The 20607-nt window shown below is 32.8% G+C and carries 17 protein-coding genes; 9 read left to right on the forward strand and 8 right to left on the reverse strand.

The genetic code is table 11. The annotated features are described in order from the left end of the window. Nucleotides 1–112 precede the first annotated feature (112 nt). The 9 genes from QWY99_RS11390 to creD all read left to right on the forward strand — a co-directional run bounded on the left by QWY99_RS11390 (nt 113) and on the right by creD (nt 7038). On the forward strand, nt 113–562 hold the full coding sequence (locus QWY99_RS11390) for a 2-dehydro-3-deoxyphosphooctonate aldolase (RefSeq protein WP_290265103.1): 450 nt from the start codon (nt 113–115) through the stop codon (nt 560–562). A 792-nt stretch (nt 563–1354) separates the two neighbouring features. Beyond that, on the forward strand, nt 1355–2173 hold the full coding sequence (kdsA, locus tag QWY99_RS11395) for a 3-deoxy-8-phosphooctulonate synthase (protein WP_195736284.1): 819 nt from the start codon (nt 1355–1357) through the stop codon (nt 2171–2173). A gap of 16 nt (nt 2174–2189) precedes the next feature. After that, nucleotides 2190–3035, forward strand: coding sequence for a hypothetical protein (locus QWY99_RS11400; protein ID WP_290265107.1), 846 nt, complete (start codon nt 2190–2192; stop codon nt 3033–3035). A gap of 82 nt (nt 3036–3117) precedes the next feature. Further along, nucleotides 3118–3723, forward strand: a complete 606-nt coding sequence (locus QWY99_RS11405) for a hypothetical protein (RefSeq protein ID WP_290265108.1) — start codon at nt 3118–3120, stop codon at nt 3721–3723. Nucleotides 3724–3753: 30 nt separating this feature from the next. After that, complete coding sequence (locus QWY99_RS11410) at nt 3754–4443, forward strand: YiiX family permuted papain-like enzyme (protein ID WP_290265110.1); 690 nt, start codon at nt 3754–3756, stop codon at nt 4441–4443. 3 nt (nt 4444–4446) lie between these two features. Further along, nucleotides 4447–4743 carry a winged helix-turn-helix domain-containing protein gene (locus QWY99_RS11415; RefSeq protein ID WP_290265112.1) on the forward strand — a complete coding sequence of 99 codons (297 nt, stop codon included), beginning with the start codon at nt 4447–4449 and terminating at the stop codon, nt 4741–4743. Nucleotides 4744–4890: 147 nt separating this feature from the next. Then, nucleotides 4891–5343 carry a hypothetical protein gene (locus QWY99_RS11420; RefSeq protein ID WP_290265114.1) on the forward strand — a complete coding sequence of 151 codons (453 nt, stop codon included), beginning with the start codon at nt 4891–4893 and terminating at the stop codon, nt 5341–5343. A 4-nt stretch (nt 5344–5347) separates the two neighbouring features. Further along, complete coding sequence (locus tag QWY99_RS11425) at nt 5348–5656, forward strand: hypothetical protein (protein ID WP_290265117.1); 309 nt, start codon at nt 5348–5350, stop codon at nt 5654–5656. A 26-nt stretch (nt 5657–5682) separates the two neighbouring features. Further along, nucleotides 5683–7038: a cell envelope integrity protein CreD gene (gene creD / locus QWY99_RS11430; protein ID WP_290265118.1), complete on the forward strand. Its 1356-nt coding sequence runs from the start codon at nt 5683–5685 to the stop codon at nt 7036–7038. 63 nt (nt 7039–7101) lie between these two features. Here creD and QWY99_RS11435 read toward each other — a convergent pair whose 3' ends face one another. The 8 genes from QWY99_RS11435 to QWY99_RS11470 form a co-directional block, all read right to left on the reverse strand. Beyond that, nucleotides 7102–8484, reverse strand: a complete 1383-nt coding sequence (locus QWY99_RS11435) for a M20/M25/M40 family metallo-hydrolase (protein WP_290265120.1) — start codon at nt 8482–8484, stop codon at nt 7102–7104. A gap of 120 nt (nt 8485–8604) precedes the next feature. Continuing rightward, nucleotides 8605–10536: a discoidin domain-containing protein gene (locus QWY99_RS11440; protein WP_290265123.1), complete on the reverse strand. Its 1932-nt coding sequence runs from the start codon at nt 10534–10536 to the stop codon at nt 8605–8607. Between the two features lie 35 nt (nt 10537–10571). After that, nucleotides 10572–11354 carry a glycerophosphodiester phosphodiesterase family protein gene (locus QWY99_RS11445; protein WP_290265126.1) on the reverse strand — a complete coding sequence of 261 codons (783 nt, stop codon included), beginning with the start codon at nt 11352–11354 and terminating at the stop codon, nt 10572–10574. A gap of 139 nt (nt 11355–11493) precedes the next feature. Then, entirely contained in the window at nt 11494–13794 is a 2301-nt protein-coding gene (gene bglX / locus QWY99_RS11450; RefSeq protein WP_290265129.1) for a beta-glucosidase BglX, read from the reverse strand. A 10-nt stretch (nt 13795–13804) separates the two neighbouring features. Next, entirely contained in the window at nt 13805–14506 is a 702-nt protein-coding gene (locus tag QWY99_RS11455; protein WP_290265130.1) for a carboxylesterase family protein, read from the reverse strand. 13 nt (nt 14507–14519) lie between these two features. Beyond that, nucleotides 14520–15893, reverse strand: coding sequence for a glucoamylase family protein (locus tag QWY99_RS11460; RefSeq protein WP_290265133.1), 1374 nt, complete (start codon nt 15891–15893; stop codon nt 14520–14522). 74 nt (nt 15894–15967) lie between these two features. Continuing rightward, complete coding sequence (locus QWY99_RS11465; protein WP_290265135.1) at nt 15968–17389, reverse strand: RagB/SusD family nutrient uptake outer membrane protein; 1422 nt, start codon at nt 17387–17389, stop codon at nt 15968–15970. Nucleotides 17390–17393: 4 nt separating this feature from the next. Further along, a complete protein-coding gene (locus QWY99_RS11470; protein ID WP_290265139.1) occupies nt 17394–20417 on the reverse strand; it encodes a SusC/RagA family TonB-linked outer membrane protein in 3024 nt (1007 codons plus the stop codon). Nucleotides 20418–20607: the final 190 nt, after the last annotated feature.

Consider the following 20607-nt stretch of genomic DNA (forward strand, 5'->3'; position numbering starts at 1 on the left):
AATCATTTGCCCCAATTTATTAGGTCTTTGCTGCGATTAATTTTAATTCTTTTTATCTGTGGTTTATTTCTATAAAACCTTTTACATTTGTATCATCAAACTGCCAAAAATCATGAAAAAATTAGCCTTTTTTATAGTTTTACTAATCACTGCCACATCTTGTGTAAGTACAAAGTCTACTTTAAAAAATGTAGATGATAATGCACCAAACTTAACCCTAACTAAAGACAATACTTTTGTTATTACAGCATACAGTAAAGACAAAAAATATGGCTATGATAAGGATTACCCAGTAAATATTTTCTACAGAACATCTAAAGATGAAACGATTAACCAACAACGTTTTTTAAATGCTTTAGCTGGCCCAAATGGAGAAAAGATAACTTATACTAAGCTTGAGAGCTGTTGTCCGTTTCCTTCTAAAAGAAGTGATATGGGAGCTGGATTTCTTGACGTATACGAACTAAAATGGGAAGGTCAGAAAAAACCAATTCATTTATATCTGAACATCTACGAAAAAGGAATTTTGATGGTGCCTCTTGGATTGACTTTGAAGAAATAATACTCAGTGTTCAGTCGCAGTTTGCGATGTCATCCTGAGCGGAGTCGAAGGGCAGTCTCAGTTTACAGTCTCAGTTTACAGTCTCGGTTTACAGTCTCAGTTTGCGATGTCATCCTGAGCGGAGTCGAAGGGCAGTCTCAGTTTACATTCTCGGTTTGCAGTCTCAGTTTACGATGTCATCCTGAGCGGAGTCGAAGGACAGTCTCAGTTTACAGCCTCGGTTTGCAGTCTCGGTTTGCAGTCTCGGTTTACGATGTCATCCTGAGCGGAGTCGAAGGACAGTCTCAGTTTGCAGTCTCAGTTTGCGATATCATCCTGAGCGGAGTCGAAGTACAGGATTCAGTTCTTTACTTTAATAATAAAAGTAGTGAAAAAAAATATCACAAAGAATGTCCGGAATATCAGCTTTTATAATTTCCACAGTTTTACCTGTAATGGTATTCCCCTATTTATATTATCTACATAAATTCATTTTTTTCTTGATTAGTTATACATGATAAATATCATTTATTAGTTTATAGCAATGACTTAATATTGCCTTTGCTTAAAATGTTTGGCTTGGCTTTGTCATAGGTATCTAGTAAACTGAGTTTAAAATGAAACTCAGTTTTTTATAACTCCTCTCTTAATAACTATATAGCAATCAGTTGAAACTTACGTTTAGTATATTAAAAAGGGTTTTAAAGAAAATTAGTACAGTAGATAAGATGGAATGCTTCTTAAAAAAAACTTAATTCTTAATCTGTAAATCGCAAATCATAACTACCTTTGCACATTCAAAAATTACATACTATGAACATACAACATATTCCACAAATTAAGCATACAGATAGCGGTAATTTCTTTTTATTAGCAGGGCCTTGTGCCATTGAAGGTGAAGAGATGGCAATGCGTATTGCTGAAAAATTAATTGGTATTACCGATAAACTTCAAATTCCTTATGTTTTTAAGGGATCATTTAAAAAAGCAAACCGTTCTAGAATTGATAGCTTCTCTGGAATTGGTGATGAAAAAGCATTAAAAATCTTAAGAAAAGTTTCTGAAACATTTCATGTTCCTACTGTAACTGATATTCACACTAATGAAGATGCTGAAATGGCTGCTCAATATGTAGATGTTTTACAAATACCTGCATTTTTAGTACGTCAAACTGATCTAGTTGTGGCTGCAGCCAATACTGGAAAGGTAGTTAACTTGAAAAAAGGACAATTTATGAGTCCTGAAAGCATGAAACACGCTGTACAAAAAGTATTAGATTGTAACAATCAAAATGTTATGGTTACTGACCGTGGTACTATGTTTGGCTACCAAGATATGATTGTTGACTATAGAGGTATTCCAACAATGCAACAATATGCTACAACTGTTCTTGATGTAACACATTCGCTACAACAACCTAACCAAACTGTAGGTGTAACTGGCGGAAGACCTGATATGATCGAAACGGTTGCAAAAGCAGGTATTGCTGTAGGCGTTGATGGTATTTTTATCGAAACGCATTTTGACCCAGCTAATGCTAAAAGTGATGGTGCAAACATGTTACATTTAGACTATTTTGAAGATTTAATGACTAAACTGGTTGCTATCAGAAAAACCATTAATCAATTTTAATTTTAAATTTTTTACATTGAAAACTAATTTTATTTTATTTTTCTTGTTCTGTTTTTCAATAAACACTTTTGCACAAGAACAAATAGCAGTACAAGATAAATACACAGCACACAATAAAGGGAAATTCTTCGTTTCTTGGGGTGGTAACAGAGAAAGTTATAGTAAATCGGACGTTACATTTAGAGGTAAAGATTATAATTTCACATTAAACAATGTATCTGCGCATGACAAACCAAAAGGATGGCATGTAGATTATATTAATCCAGCTAATATGACAATTCCACAAACTAATTTACGTTTGGGTTATTTTATTAGTGATCACTACAGTGTAACAATTGGTCTTGATCACATGAAATATGTAATGTACCAAGATCGTGAAGTTGGAATTAACGGATATTATCCAAATGCTGGATCATACGATGAACTAGTTGCTGGAGATCCTAATAAAGTTCTTTTAACTGAAAAATTCTTAATGTACGAACATACAGATGGTTTAAACTATATCAATACTGAAGTTTCGAGATTTGATGACATTTCAAAATTGTTTAATCTTCCTAATACAGATAAGGTTCAAATTAACTTAACTGAAGGTTTAGGTTTTGGAATTTTATATCCAAAAACCAATACTACTCTTTTAGGTAAAGAGCGTCATGATGATTTTCACGTTTCAGGATATGGTTTATCTGCTAAAGCAGGTATAAATATTACTTTCTTCAAACATTTTTACATACAAGGAGAATTAAAAGGTGGTTATATCAATATGCAAGACATTAGAACTACTCAAAGTAGTGCTGATAGTGCCTCTCAAGATTTCTTCTTTTTCCAGAGAATTATTGCTTTCGGAGGTATCTTCAGATTGTAATTTATAAATTCATAAAAATAGTTGCCATTTTATTTGGTGACTATTTTTTTAATTACTTACTTTGTATTTCAAAGTACTTTATATGGAAGATAAATATTTACAGGATATTAGTGAAATAAAAAACATGATGAATAAATCTTCACAGTTTATTTCATTAAGTGGTTTATCAGGAATTATGGCAGGAATATATGCTCTTATTGGTGCTTATATCGCCAATGGTCTTATTGATAACCATGCAGGATACTATATAACTCTTGAGAGTAAAACTTTTAAGTTAATTGTACTTACTGCGTTTTTAGTGCTATTATTTTCAATTATTACTTCTGCAATACTAACAGTAAGTAAGGCAAAAAAGGAAGGTGAAAAAATATGGAATACAGCCTCAAAAAGATTATTAATTAATTTCATGATTCCGCTTGTAACGGGGGGGATTTTCGGCTTACTTTTGCTACGAATTGGTTATTATGGTTTAATCGCTCCTATCACACTCCTATTTTACGGATTGGCTTGCGTTAATGCTAGTAAATACACTTTGAGAGATGTACGTTATTTAGGTATTACAATAATTATTCTTGGTTTAATCGCAACTGAATTCTCCGGTTATGCTTTAGAGTTTTGGGCATTAGGTTTTGGTGTTTGCCATATTCTATACGGAAGCATCATGTATTTTAAATACGATAGAAAATAATTTTTGATTGGTATAATTTAAAAACAAAAGATGAAAAAATTTAAATATATATTTGCTGGAGTTACCTTAATTATTAGCTTTTGCTTTGCTTTATATATTACAAAGCAATTTTTTCCGAACGATCCTTTTTCCAAAGCTACAGTTGAAAATCTGAAGTCAAAGAATACTATTTTAGATAAAATTCAGCCAGGTGATTTAATTTTTCAAACTTCTGAATCTTCTCAATGTGAAGCAGTAAGAATTGCAACAAACTCAAAATTCTCGCACTGTGGTATCGTTTATTTTTTAGATGGCAAGCAGTTTGTTTTTGAAGCTGTTCAGCCTGTAAGACTAACTCCTTTAGATGAATGGATTAAGCATGGAAAAGATCAAAAAATTGTTGTAAAAAGATTGAAAGATACTACTGTTCTAACACCAACTGTTATTGAGAAAATGGAAATTTACAGTCGGAACTTCCTTAATACTGATTATGATCCTTATTTTGGTTGGTCTGACGATAAACTTTATTGTTCCGAGTTAATTTGGAAAATTTATAAAAATGGAGCTGGTATTGAATTATGTCCGTTGCAGAAACTAAAAGATTTTAATCTAGATGACAAACGTGTTCAAAAAATATTAAAAGAACGATATGGTAACCATATTCCACTTGAGGAAGATGTAGTTGCTCCATCAAACATCGTTGATTCTAAATTATTAAAAACTGTAATTGATACCTATTAAAAATTGAAGAGTATAATTCAAAATATAAATAAAGCTTTTGACCATCGCATTCGACTTGGCATCATGTCTGTATTGATGGTCAATGAATCGGCTGATTTTAGTACTCTAAAAGAGCTCCTAGGTGTTACTGACGGTAATTTAGCCAGTCATGCTAAGGCATTGGAATTGGAAAACTATATTGAGATACAAAAACAGTTTATTGGTAAAAAACCTAATACTAGTTACAGGGCAACCAAAGAAGGTAGACTTGCATTTGTAGCACATATTGACGCTCTTGAAAAATTGATACAAAAAAAGTAAAACCTTTTTTTAATCACTTACTTTGAAAAACAAAGTACTTTTAACAAATATTACATAAAAATATTAATTGAAAAATTGATACAGGAAAAACAACACCCTTTTTTTAACTATTTACTTTGAAATGCAAAGTGCTTTTAAACAATAAACATGAAAGATCTATTAATTGAAAAATTGTACGAATGGTCTCGAATTCCTTACCAGAAATACATAAAGAAAAATGCTCCTTGGCAAATAAACAAATCCGAATTACTTGCATTTCCTGAAGATAGCTTAGGATATGGTTTGGGGGATTTTCTTCATAGGAACAATTTTGACATTCAAGCTAAATTAGAAGATCACGATATCATTCATGTTTTAACCAATACTGGTACTACGGTTATAGATGAAATTGGAATGCAATATTATCTTTTGGGCAATGGCAAAAGGAGCCTGTACTTATTTATGGTTATTATATCGGGAACTCCCTTCTACCCTACTCAACTCAGTTATTTTATCAAACGGTATAAAAAAGGGAAAAGCGCTATGCCTTTTTATTATTTAGATTTTTCTAAAATGTTATTTACACCTATTCACTCAATTCAAAAAACTTTTAAAATTTAAAATTATGAAAGACTCAATTAATGAAGAAAAATTTGAAGGAAGATCCTCAACTGAGCTCGCTATTGGATGCTTTATAATTGGCACCATTCTATTTCTGCTTTTTTTAATATTAAAGACCAATTATATCATTTTACTTTTTGGCTTCTTATTTGTTGTTTTTGCAATATTCTTAAACGCATTAGTCTTTTTACATCTTGCCTACAGCTATTTTATGCTACCTAATCAAAGAGAATATATAGGTCGAAAAATCTTAATTCTATTATCAAATATTCCTATTGCTCTTTTATATTATTCAATGGTACCAAATATTTAATCTATTAATCTTAAAACTACTTTACAATGGAAACAAATGAAACTCCAAAATCGACTTCAATTTTTCAGTCGAACACTGCCAAAATGGTTATGATTGGCTTACTTACTCTATTTTTGTTAATCCCACTTGAGTATGTAAAAAATTTAATTACGGAACGCTCTTTTAGACAGAATGATGTGATTTCTGAAATCAATGAAAAATGGGGAGAAAAAGTGTATATCTATGGGCCAATATTAAAAATCCCATATACCTCTTACAATGAAACTGTAACTATAAATGAAAAAACGAAAGAAACGGTGAAACAGAAAATAGCATCTACTAAATATGCTTACTTTTTTGCCGAAGAATTAAATATTAACTCTAATGTTGATACTAAAATACTAAATAGAAACAATTATGAATCGGCTGTTTTTACCGCTAATATGATGTTCAAAGGTAATTATGTGCAACCTAATTTTAGTAGTAAAAATATTGCTAATGAATCTATTCAATGGGATAAGGCGACCATTTTAATCAAAACCACAAATTTAAAGAGCATAAAAGAGGAAGTAAAAATAAAACTCGGGAATACAAATTATGTTTTTGAACCTGTTTATAACTCAACCAAACTTGATGGTACCGAAGCTTTAGAGACCGGCTATATCAATTTAACAACTGTCCTTTCGGCTCCCAAAACCAATTATAGTTTTGCTATTACTTACAATGGTAGTAAACAAATTAAGCTTGTTCCGATTGGTAAAACTACTAATGTTGAGATGAAATCAAATTGGGCATCTCCGAGTTTTACTGGTAATTTCTTGCCTGATGATAAAACTAAAAAGATTAGTGATACTGGATTTACAGCAAATTGGAAAACGTTGCATATCAATAGAGCATTCTCGCAACAAGCTTTTGATATATTACCTGATTTAAGCTCGTATAGTTTTGGTGTTGACTTTGTAATTCCTGTAGATCAGTACCAGCAAAATGAGCGTGCTTCTAAATATGGTTTTCTTGTAATTGGACTTACCTTTTTGATTTTCTTTTTGATTCAAAGTATGAGTAAAATTAGTATCCACATTTTCCAGTACTCAATGATAGGTTTGGCTCTTATTATGTTTTATACTTTATTAATTTCGATAACTGAACATAGTAATTTTACCAAAGCCTATATATTATCCGGAATTGCTGTTATATCACTTATTACTGCCTATTCATATTCTATTTTAAAAAGCAAGAAGTTTCCATTATTCATAGGAGCTTCACTTACCGGATTATACACTTTTATATATGTAATTATCCAATTAGAAAATTATGCATTATTAGTTGGTAGCGTAGGACTATTTATAATTCTTGCCGCTGTAATGTATTTCTCGAGAAAAATAGACTGGGGAAATAACTAATAAAAAAAGCAAAAGCTACTTGAATTAAGTAGCTTTTGCTTTTTTATAAATAGTGAAAGAAACCTATTTTGTTAAGATTCCGTTTTGATCAATCAAATAGACTAATGAAGCCATTGTTGCTGCTCCTAGTTCTAATTCTCTTTTGTTTATAGCATCGAATGTATCATTTGCAGCATGGTGATAATCAAAGTAACGTTGTGAATCTGGTTTTAAACCTGCTTTTACAAGTGGCTTAGAAGACGTTAAATGTCCGATATCTGATCCACTATGCCCTTTTACGAAACTATGAACCAAATAGGGCTCAAATAAACCTTTGTAGCTTTCTATTTTCTTAAAGTTATCATCGTCTGTTTCAAAAGAAAATCCTCTTGGACTGAATCCTCCTGAGTCACTTTCTAAAGCAAAAATATGATTCTCTTTATTTTTCTGTGCCATTTCTTCGTACATAGCTCCACCTCTTCCGCCATTTTCTTCATTCATAAACAAAACAACGCGAATTGTATTTTTGGGTTTATACCCTAAATTTTTAAGGATACGAACTACTTCCATGCTTTGTACTACTCCTGCCCCATCATCATGTGAACCATCTGCTAAATCCCAAGAATCAAGATGTCCTCCAACAATCATAATATTGTCTGGGTTTTCCGTCCCTTTTATTTCTCCAATTACATTATGTGACAATGCATCTGGTAATTGCTCACAAGATTGCTTGAAATAAAATTTTAAATTTGGATTTCTTTTTAAAGATTTGCTCAATAGCTCAGCACCATTAGTACTTATTGCAGCTGTTGGTATGTATTCTGATTTTTGTAAATCACCATAACTTTGTGTACCTGTATGCGGAAAATCATCTAATCTTAAATTCATCGAACGCACAATTGTTCCTACTGCTCCAAATTTAGCTGCTTCTTTTGCTCCTGCATATCTTTGATCTACACAACCACCATATGATTTAAAGGTTTCTACGTTTTCAGGATCCATTGGTCGGTTAAAGAATACGATTTTACCTTTTACTTTGTCACCTAGCTCATTTAATTCTTTAATTCCTTTTACTTCTATTACTGCAGCAGTAACTCCTGTTTTTGGTGTAGCTATTGACCCTCCCAATGCAGTAATTGGTACTTCCGTTTTAATTTTATCATCTAAAATATAAGCTGTTTCTTTTTCTCCACGAACCCAATGTGGCACCATTACTTCTTGAAGGTACACTCTATCAAGACCGATACTCTCTAATTGATTTTTTGTGTATTCTACTGCCTTAGCTGCATTTGTTGAACCCGATAAGCGTCCTCCAATATCATTAGATAGGTATTCTAACCATGTATAACATTTAGCGTTAGTTAAAGCTGATTTGTAAATGGATTTAATATTCTTTTCATCAGGAGTTTGCGCAAATGCGGTTAATCCACTTAAAAATAGAATAGTTAATAAAGACGTTTTTTTCATTGGTAATTGGTTTTTTGATTTTAGTTAACTTTTAGAAGTTATTTTACTTCCAAAAATAAACAAATTTCTCTATATCCATCGTACGTTTTTTTATACGTTTTCTAAAAACAGAAGCTATAATTATTTCACTTCTATAATTTCATTTTTTGCACTAATTCCATTCTCATTAAAAGCCTCAATAGTAAAATAATAGTTCGTCCCTTTATCTAAACCTCTAAAATCATAAATGCTTTCATCGTAAACCATAATGCTATTGTATAATTTATCAGGTGTAATCCCGTAATAGATATTATATCCTATTGCATCTGGTTGCTTTTTCCAACGTATCATTGCGTTACGCGAATCTTTAGAGCTTCTATCCACTTTAAACGCTGCAACTGGTTTTGGTTTTTCTAATAATCCATTTCCAAAAACTCTAAAGTCTGATACAGCAAATAATCCTGAAGCATTGTGTATGTTTTCCATTTTTATGTAACGTGCCTTTATTGGCTTTGTTAATTCTACATAATCATGTGGCGCATCTTTATCATTCTGAGATTTATCTACAACCAAAGTCCAATTTACGGCATCATCAGACATAAATATCTTGTACTGATAATAAATATCCATTGCCTTGTTGTATTGCGTTGCTTTATGGTCTGCATAGTTTATTTGCAAAGCGTTTATCTGCATTTTTCTACCTAAATCTAGTTGCAACCATTCGCCTGGATTACTCGTTTTTGCTGACCAATAGGTTTGAATATTTTCATCTGTTAGATTATCTGCATCGTAGCATATTTTTTCAAAAACTTTTTTCCCGCCGTTGTCAACTCGATGTGTTTGAACTTCCATACATTCTTCTGATGAAGAAACAGTTACTGGCTTTTTATATGAAAGTAACATCCATCCTGATGAAGCTCCTTTGGTTTGGTCTCTTTGTTTTGTTGGTAAAATTATTGGAAAATCACCATATGCAGTGATCGAATACATTACATCATCTTTATCAAATCCTGCCGGAAACATATCGATGCGACGCTCAAAACGATCTTTTATTGAAATTTTGCAAGTTCCAGTATTCCAGTAATTCCCATAATTATCAGCAAACGTATTTCCGTGTCCTGCTCCTATTACAAATCCCCCAGGTTTATATGACATCGGATTGTGCTTTTGGTAAACAAATGGTCCTAATGGATGATTACCTACATGAACTCCATTAGCATAACCTTTGAACTCCGTAGCTGGCGCTCCGTATTGCATATAATACTTTCCGTTGTGTTTGGTCATCCAAGCTCCTTCTATGAAATCTCCCCAAGGTGCTGGTTCCATATCATTATTGGGGCCAAAACGTTCCCATCCGTGTTTTGCAGGATCTAAGCCTACAACTTCTTTTATCTCTCCATACGGACGCTGAATATCTTCTACTTCGGTTGCTGCGTACAATTTTGCATAAGCTGCTTGATCTCCTACTGGCAACCATGTTTTATAATCAACTTCGGTCCCCACAAGTGGTAATTTTCCGCTTGAGCCATAATACATATAAACTTTTTTATCATCATCCTGAAAAATTGCAGGATCCCAAGTTGGCAGTTTTGCATTATCGACATGTCTTAACCATCTACCTGATTTTGGATCAGCTGATTTCCAAACAGGATGGTCTTGTTTCCAAGTTGATCCAACATAAAACATTGTATCGTTTACAACCCAAGCTGCTGGAGCACACTGATCGTCATCTCCTGGACGTCTCTGAAAACTTCCGTAAACAAATTCCCAATTAGACATATCCTTACTCCAAAAGAAACCGGCTTGATTGGTAGCAAATAAATAGTATTCGCCTTTATAAGTAATAATTACTGGATCGGCACTTGAACGACGTGATTCTGGAATCCTGTTATGATTTTCGGTGGTATAGTTGTATCCAATATTTACTGGATTACAATAAGTTGAAGCGGTCTTATTGGGATCAAACCATTCTGTTTTTCCTAAAAAAGTTGTTTTCGGTTCTGATGTGTGAATTTTACATCCTACCAAAAGTAATAAGACTGCTACTGAATATAGTTTATAGCTATTTTTCATCTTTTAATATTTTAGAAATGAGATTGTTTAAAAATCTATTTTTTAACCTTTATTCTTTCTTCCAATAATTCTGGCTCATTGGTTGTGATATAATCAAATTTATTTTCAATTATCCAATCCATGTCTGCAACATTATTGACTGTCCAAACATTTAAAGTTATCTTATTATCCTTTGCTTCTTTTATCCAATCTGGGTGCTTTTTAAATACAGAATAATGATAATCAACACCAGTTATAAAATCTAATTTTACTTCTTTTGGAGATTTATTTCCTTCTAAATACTGTAATGTAGTTTTAGAGTCTACTTCTCTAATTTGTTTTAGTATTTCATAATCAAAACTGATATAGGAAGTAATTTTTTCTGCTTTGAGGCTCTTAACTATTTCAACAGCTTTTAAACCAATTTTTCTTCCTCTCTCTTTACTCACTCCCGAGGGTTTTATTTCGCATACCAAAGTAGTATTCTTGTTATTCTTTTTACCCTCAATTATATATTCTCTCAGAGTAGGTAATTTTTCCCCATTTGAAAGTTTAAATTTGATAAGGTCTGCATAGTTTGTTTCTTCAACAATTAATGTATTATAATGTGGGTCATGATTTACAACAAGCGAATCATCTGCTGTCATAACAACATCAAATTCTGAACCTGCCCATTTTGAATCTATGGCATGCCTAAGTGCTGCGATTGAGTTTTCTGGTAAACTGTTTTTTTTCCATGCTCCACGATGTGCAACAATTCCATTTTTAGCAACATTACAAGAAGTGAAAATAAATAGTATTAATATAAAAAATACTCGAAATATTTTAATAGTATTCATTGTATCGAAATTAGGATTTATAATTATTTGAAAAAATTAATAGCTATCGAGTTTCTTAAGGAACTCTGTATTTTAGTTAAAAAAAAGGCCCTTCGAAACCAATACGAAGGGCCTTACACTAATCAATATAACCAACCAATTAATTGATTAACTCAAAACTAACTTTCTTGTCTGCATTAGAGTCTCCACCTACGAATATATCGAATTGGCCTGGCTCTGCAATAAATTTTAAATCTGAATTATAAAACTTCAAATCTTCTACAGAAATTTCAAAATTTACTGTTTGTTTTTGTCCTTTTTTAATGTCAATTTTCTGGAAACCTTTTAGTTCTCTTACTGGTCTTGTAACTGAACCTACTAAATCTCTTATGTATAATTGAACTACTTCTTTTCCATCAAAATTTCCTGTATTTGTAACATCAACGGTAACATTTAATTTTCCGTTGAAATTCATTTTATCAGATGAAATTTTCAAGTTTGAATAGTCAAAAGTTGTGTAACTTAATCCGTAACCAAAAGCGAATAAAGGCTCGTTTCTTTCATCAATAAAGTTAGATCTGAATTTTTCAAATTTACCTTCTTTGTTTGAAAGTGGTCTTCCTGTATTTTTTTGGTTATAATAAATTGGTACTTGTCCTACATTTCTTGGGAATGTTGACGTTAATTTCCCTGAAGGATTCTCATCTCCAAATAAAACATCTGCAATTGCATGTCCTGCTTCACTTCCTGCAAACCAAACATTAAGAATAGCTGGAACAGTATCGTTTTCTTCTTTTATTACTAATGGACGACCATCAAATAAAACTAAAACAACTGGTTTTCCTGTTTTTAATAATGCTTGTAATAAATCTTTTTGCGCTTGAGGAATTTCTAAATTAGTTCTACTACTACTTTCTCCACTCATCTCCGCAGATTCTCCTAATGCAGCAACAATTACATCCGATTCATTAGCAACTTTTAAAGCTTCTGCAAGTAATTCTTCTTTAGTTCTATTATCACGGTGTAATGTTTTACCAAACATTGTTGCATTTGCTTCAAAAGTTGCATCGTAATCTAAATTACTTCCTTTTGCATAAAGCACTTTTGTCGATTTACCTGCAACATCTTTGATTCCAGCTAATAATGAAATCGCTGTATCCATGTTTGTAGCAACACTCCAAGTTCCTGGCATGTTTTCTTTAGCATCTGCCAATGGTCCGATCACAGCAATAGTACCAGACTTTTTTAAAGGCAATAACTGCTTTTCATTTTTTAATAAAACCAATGATTGTGAAGCGATTTTTCTAGCTTCGGCTCTATGGCTTGTAGTGAAAATTTCAGTTTTAGCTCTTTTATCATCACAATATCTATAAGGATCTTCAAACAATCCTAAATCGTATTTTGATTCAAGAATAAGACGTACAGCATTATCTAATTGCTCCATACTTACTTTGTTCTCTGCCAATGATTTTTTTAATGTAGTAAGGAATCCTTCTCCAACCATATCCATTTCGACACCAGCATTTAATGCCAATGCAGATACCGTTTGCAAATCACCCATTCCGTGGTCAATCATTTCAGGAATTCCTGTATAATCTGTAACAACAAATCCTTTAAAACCCCATTCTTTTCTTAAAACATCCGTCATAAGCCATTTACTTCCTGTTGCTGGAATTCCATCAACTTCATTAAAAGAAGCCATAACCGAACCTACACCTGCATCTATAGCTGCCTTGTAAGGAGGAAAGTACTCATTGTACATTCTTATTTTACTCATATCAACTGTGTTGTAATCACGACCTGCTTCTGGCGCACCATACAAAGCAAAATGTTTTACACATGCTAATAGCGTATTATTCTTAGAAAGGTCGTTTTGTTGGTAACCGTGAACCATTGCTTTTGCAATTTCACTTCCTAAAAACGGATCTTCTCCTGAACCCTCAGATACTCTACCCCAACGTGGATCACGTGAAATATCTACCATAGGAGAAAAAGTCCAGTTAATACCATCAGCACTAGCTTCTTTCGCAGCAATTTGAGCACTTCTTTCTATTGCCTTCATATCCCATATACAAGATAATCCTAAAGGAATAGGGAAAGTAGTTTCGTAACCATGAATAACGTCCATACCAAAAAGCAATGGAATTTTCAATCGGCTTTTTTCAACTGCTATTTTTTGTACTTCTCTAATCTTCTTAACGGATTTAATATTGAATAATCCACCTACTTTACCTTCTTCAATATTTTTAGCAACATTAGAACTATTAGCTTGACCAGTTGTTATATCTCCTGAAGTAGGTAAATTTAACTGTCCGATTTTTTCATCTACTGTCATTTTTGACATTAATTCTGAAACGAACTCTGATCTTGGCTTAATTTTCACCGTTTTTTTGACTTCTTTCTTTTGAGCGTAACTCAAAAAAGTACATCCTAAAAAGAGTATTACTAATTTGTTTTTCATTCTATTGTTTTTATTTATTTCTTACTTGTTTAAACATCCAGTCATAAATTTCCTGGTTGTCATATACTCTCGACCAACTATCATGACCTGCGTCATCAAAAATGGTCAACTCTACATTGCTATTACATTTTTTTAATTCCTTATAAATTGTAATTGCATAATCTATATTCACAACATCATCCATTAATCCATGAAAAATTCGTGTTGGAATCTTTGCTATTTTACAGGCTTGTTCTAATTGAATTAAATCTACAAATCCCGAAATAGGCACAATTGCAGCAAACATATCTGGATGTGCAAAGGCAAGATTCCATGTTCCCCAACCTCCTAAGCTTAATCCAGTAACATAAATTCTATCAGAATCGATATTGTTTTCTTTCTGGATTTTTAAAATCAATCGATATAAAACTTCTGCGTCCCATTCTTCGTTCTCCGGACATTGTGGAGCAAGAACATATGCATCTAGTTTATGGTCTTTTAAATACTTAAATGGCCCATGAATTTTTGCTTTTTCAATATCAGTTCCTTTTTCACCTGAACCATGAAGAAAAATTAGCAATGGTTTTTTCTCTTTTATATTCTCTGGAATATGCAATGCGTACCCTAATTCATGCTTTTGTATGATTTCGGTTTTGATTTTCCCATTTACAGTTGTTTGAGCAACAGAAATGATTGAATATAATAAAGCGATCACTGCTAATTTATACTTCATTGTATATATATTTTTAGAATCCGTATTTACCTGAGTGAAAACCTAAACCTATTAACCCTTGTTTAACTTCTGGAGCATTCATAAATAAGTTCCATAATAAACCTGTACGGTAGTTTTCTAACATTACTACTTCTGGACCTTGATCTATCGCTAAATAGCGTTGTGCTGTCCAACCATACTGTAAACTACTTGCGTCATAAAATCCTGCTACTCCCCAAGTCTCTTTCTTATGATTTTCATATAAGTTACGCATAACCGCAATTGACTCTTTTGGTGTATACACAATTGAACTAATTGCTGCTGTTGGAGAAATAACTCCTACATCATTACTTGGCATATGCGCATTATAACCGATAGTTCCATCAGTATTTCTAGAATATGATGCTGTTAATCCCCAATAATTAGGTCCATATCCTTTAAATTTCTTAGGATTCTCTACACAGTACTCATAATCAATTTTTACGTGATTTACATTTAAATCCCAGTAGTTTGCGTATTTATCAGTCAATTGATTTGGATCAAGTCCAACATAAGAATAATGCGCCCAAAATAAAGGCCCTCCAAACTCTTCGGCTCCGTTATGTTTTAGTACTAGAGGGATATTATATTTCGATTTTGTCGAAATCATCTCTCCATTTCTTGCCCAACCTTCGTGGTATTCTTTCGGTGTAATTGGGTGTGTTGGCGAAGCGGCGGCCAATACATAAGTAATTAGACATTCATTATATCCTTCAAGCGGAAAATTCATCTGCCAATCGTATGTTGGTGACCAATGCCAGTATAAAAAATTCTTGTTATTAGTGTACCATTTCCAATCAACACCTTTCCAAAGTGCATCATATTTTTTAGCAACTGCTTTTTCTGTATCAGAACCATTTTTTAAATACTCTCGAACCGTAATCATACCGCTAACTAAAAATGAAGTTTCTACTAAATCTCCTCCATTATCTTTAGTTCCAAATGGTTTTACTTTTCCAGTATTTCCGTCAATCCAATGTGACCAAGCTCCGTGAAAACGGTCGGCTTTGTCTAAGAAATCAGCTATTTTATTAAGTCTATCAACTCCTTCTTTTTTTGTAATGTAACCTCTAGACATTCCGGACACGATTGCCATTAACCCAAAACCAGAACCTCCGGTCGTAACAACATTAGCATCATTTTCGGGATAAACCCCATCAGGATGATAACGCTCTCTCGCCAAGCCTGAGTTTGGTTCAGCATAATCCCAAAAATACTTAAAGGTTTGTTTCTGCACTACCTCAATAAGCTCTTCATCTGTTAACTTTACAACTTCTGGAGTTACTACTGTACCATCTTCTGATATGGTTGTATGTGAACCACAACCTAAGAAAACAAGAGCGACTAATAAAACTGAAATTCTAATCATTATAAAAATTTATGCAATTAATAAATAATCACTTCCTCCAGAGTCTGAAGGAAGTGATATTGGTATTCTATTTTTTAGTAACCAGGGTTTTGTTTTAAAATACCATTACTTAAAGAAATTGCTTCTGCTGGAATAGGGAAAAGTTCATTTTTTCCAGTTGTAAATCCTTGAGGTCCTAATACAGTAGCGGCTCTACCTTGACGTACTAGATCCAAAAATCTATCACTCTCCATACCCATTTCAGATCTTCTTTCTTTCCAAATAGCTAGACGAAGTTGCTCTTTAGACATTGAACTTAGAGCTGGTAACGATGCTCTTTGTCTAATTTTATTAACAGAAGATAAAGCTAATCCAGTATCTCCAGTTTCATTTGCTGCTTCAGCATTCATCAAAAGAACTTCTGCAAAACGCATTATTCTAATATTTTGCTCAGAACCTTCAGAACAGTTTCCTATTTGCCCTGATGGAACGTATGCTTTTTGGTTGTACATCGGGTTATCTCCAATAGGATTAATATAATCTTTTTCAGGAGTAGTTTCGCCTCTGTAAATAATAGTCGCATCTCTACGTACATCACCAGTTTCATAAGAATCAGATAAATTTTGAGAAGGTACATTGAATCCCCATCCAAATTGATTTCTTACACCTTGTACTTGAGAAAATTGAGAATTTGATAAATCACAATTTCCAGATACATAAGTACATTGTACTTCAAAAATAGATTCTATACTATTTTCAAATTCAATACGGAATACACTGTTATAACTTGGTAACAAGCCATACCCCATTCCCATTACTTGATTCGTAAGAGAAAGTACTTTATCCCAATTTCCTAAATACATATTCGCTTTTGCTTCAAATGCTCTAGCTGCTCCTTTTGTAGCTCTACCAATATCGGTAGCTCCATAATTAGCTGGTAAATTTTCTTCTGCAAATTTAAGATCAGCCAAAATAAAGTTATAAACTTCCTCTTTTGAGTTTCTTGGAAGGTTATAATTCCCATCAGCAGGAATCCCATCATATATAGGCACTCCACCATAAAGCTTAACTAAATTGAAATAATGGTATGCTCTAAAAAAACGTGCTTCGGCAAGTAACCTTGATTTCAAGGCATCATCCATTGGAATGCTTGGAATATTAGTGATTGTTTGATTCGCTAAGTTGATTCCTCTAAATTGACCACTCCAATATCCTTCAATTATCCCTGCTGATGCAGTAAACGTGAAGTTTTTGATATCGTCAAAGAAAGGAGCATCACCAGGTGAACTTCCTTTATCAGCATCATCAGAAGATACAGATAAAATAATTGGAGCAAAAGCTGCTAAATCCCAAGTTCTTAAATTTGTATAAATTGCACTTACAGAAGCTAAAGCATCTTCTTTTGTTTTGAAGAAGTTTTCACTTTTGATTTGATCCTCTGGCTTTATATCAAGATAACTATCGCTACAAGCACTTAAAAGTGCTGCTCCAAAAAGTGTAAATATTATTTTTCTCATTATATTAAAAGTTTAAGTTAATTCCAAAACTGTATGTAGCTGATAATGGGTAAGCATTATTATCAACTCCTAAGTTTTCAATAGTTTGATTTCCTAATTCAGGAGAAAAACCATTGTATTTAAATGCAGTAAATGGATTTTGTGCGCTTAAATAAAAGCGTAATTTTTCGACTCTAATTCTACTTAATAAACTTTCAGGTAGTGAGTACCCTAATTGTATTGTTCTTACTCTAAAGTAATCTCCTTTTTCTACGTAAAATGAACTTGGACGAGAAGAGTTTTGATCTGAGTTTGCTGCTGGGTAAGTATTAGAAGGATTAGAAACTGTCCAACGATTGTTTACAAAATCTTGGTCCCAATTTTCATTACCAAAACGAGAGTTTCTATTAAAATTATATATTTCATTTCCTGCAACACCTTGGAATTCTACTGCTAAATCAACATTTGAATAAGCTAAGTTTACACCAAAACCATAAGTTACATCTGGAATTGGACTTCCTAGGAATGTTTTATCTTCATTATCAATTACACCATTTCCATCTAAATCTTTAAATTTCAATGCTCCAACTTTTGATCCTAAAGCAGTTGCTTCGGCTTGAGTTTGAATAACTCCATCTGTTTGGAAACCATAATAAGCTCCAACTTCTTGTCCTTTTTCATATCTTTTTACAGGGTTACCAAACAAACTAGGTCCTGTATTAAAGAATGATCCACCGATTACATCTGTAATTTGGTTTTTTATTGTTGTAAAGTTTCCGTAAACAGAATAACTAAATTTTTCTCCAATTTTATCATTCCAAGTTGCAGAAAATTCAACTCCTTTGTTTTCAAATGAACCAGCATTAGTATAATAATTTCCTCCTAAACCAGAAGTACTTAAGTTAGTTATATTAAAAATAGCATCTTTAGTTTCTTTTTTATAGTAACCTGCTTCTATAGATAAACGGTCTTTCAACATTCTTAATTCAATTCCTATATCTGTACCAGTAACAACTTCCCACTCAATTGATGGATCTACTAATTTAGTAATAGATATAGCTGAATTTACTTGAGAAGGATTTCCGAAAAATGCACCTGACATTGTAGATGCAGTATTATCAAACTGTCTTGTAATAGTTGCATTTCCTAATTTACCCCAGCTTCCTTTAATTTTCAAGAAATCTACACCTAAATTCTGCATGAATTTTTCTTTACTAATAACCCATCCAAGTCCTACAGAAGGGAAAGTAGCAGATTTTTGATTTCCATCAAAATTGTAAACAGAAGCTCCATCACGACGAACAGTTGCGTTAAAAAGATACTTGTCATCAAAAGCATATTGTACACGTCCAAAATAAGATTGGAAACGAGTTTCACTACCTTGATCACCTGGTTTATCAGCTAATAAGTCAGTTAAAGAATTTCCTAAATTCAAATATAACGTTTCATCAGAACCGAAAAAAGGAACATCAATTACTGAAAATGAAGTGTTTCTAGTTTTTCTACTTTCACGGCTCGCACCTGCTAAAGCTACAATTCTGTGTTTATCAAAAGATTTAGTCCATGTAAGTGTATTCTCAGTCAAAAGATTATCTCTTGTAGCATCATTTTTTGTAAGCTTACTGTTTCTAAGTATAGCTGATGTAAGAGGCATGAACTCTGGAGTATAGATATATGCAGCAGAAGTTTCAAAATCTCTAGAAATATTAACTTTGTAAGTTAAGTCTTTTAAGATATCATATTCAGCATATCCACCTAACAATGTTCTTGTTATATCGGTTTTACCTCTATATAAATCCAACATCATTCTTGCATTATTATCTCCAGCTGTACCTAAACCAGAACCAGCAGGAACTTTACCATAAGAACCATCTGCATTATATACAGGAACTACAGGAGGTGTAATTCTTGCCGTTTGAAATGGTGCATTTATATCATTTGAATCTGATTTTGAATAAGCTAAACTACCTCCAACTCTAAATCTGTCAGATATGTCATAAGAAGTATTAAAACGTGCAGTAATTCTTTTGTAATCTTCACCAGAACTTACTCCTTTACCTGCATCGGTGATACCATCTTGAGTAAAATAACCGATACCCATAGAATATCTTGCTTTTTCTGAAGCTCCACTAATACCTAGATTGTGAGAATTAATCAAAGAAGTTTTTCTTAAAATTTGATCCATCCAGTTAGTATCAACTCCATTAAATTGACCTAATGTCAATACTTTTGATGGGTCTGTATTTCCTTCAAATTGTAATTTTTCGTTATACAGTTGAACATAATCTGCAGAATTTGCAAACTTTGGTACATTAGTCGGAGTTTGAAATCCAACATTAGAATCATAACTGAATTTTATGTTTTCAGCAACGCCTTTTTTTCCAAGTTTAGTTGTGATTACAATAACACCATTTGCTGCTCTAATACCATAGATAGCAGAACTTGAAGCATCTTTAAGGATACTCATCTTATCGATATCATTTGGATTAAGGTAAGAGATATCATTTGTTATTACTCCATCAACAACATAAAGCACATCTCCACCAGAAATACTTCCAATTCCTCTTACGGTTACTTTTGGTTGTCCACCTGGACTTCCTGAGTTAACGATTGAAACCCCAGCAACTTTTCCTTGAAGTGAACTCACTGCGCTAGCATTAGGTCTATTTGCTAAATCTTTTTGAGAAACTACAGCAATTGAACCAGTAATATCTGATTTCTTTTGAGTTCCATATCCAATAACTACAACTTCTTTTAAAGCAGTGTCTTCAGATTCTTTTAAAACAATACTCATAGGAGTTGAAGTTGCGTTGATTACTACAGCTTCAAATCCAACCATGCTAATTTTTAAAGGCTCGCCTACTTTGGCTTTGATCTCAAAATTACCATCAAAATCGGTGTCTGCGGAAGTTCTAGATTCGGTGGCATAAACCAATGTTCCTGGAATTGCCATACCTTGAGGATCTAAGACCTTACCTTTAATTACTTGACCAGACATGTATGCTGGAAGTAGAATGAGCGCTAATAAGCTAAAAATAAGATTTCTCATATATTAATAAATTGTTAAAGTTAGTTCGTCAAACTTAGATAATTACAACGTTATAGTAAGTTAAACAGGTATACTACATAAATACATCATACCACACAAAAATCTATTTAAAACAATGTAAAACAGATAATTATACCAAATAAAAAACATCACCCTACATCATGATGATGTAGTAATGATGTATTAGAAT

Source organism: Flavobacterium branchiarum (genome assembly GCF_030409845.1).
In the GTDB taxonomy this organism is placed as follows: domain Bacteria; phylum Bacteroidota; class Bacteroidia; order Flavobacteriales; family Flavobacteriaceae; genus Flavobacterium; species Flavobacterium branchiarum.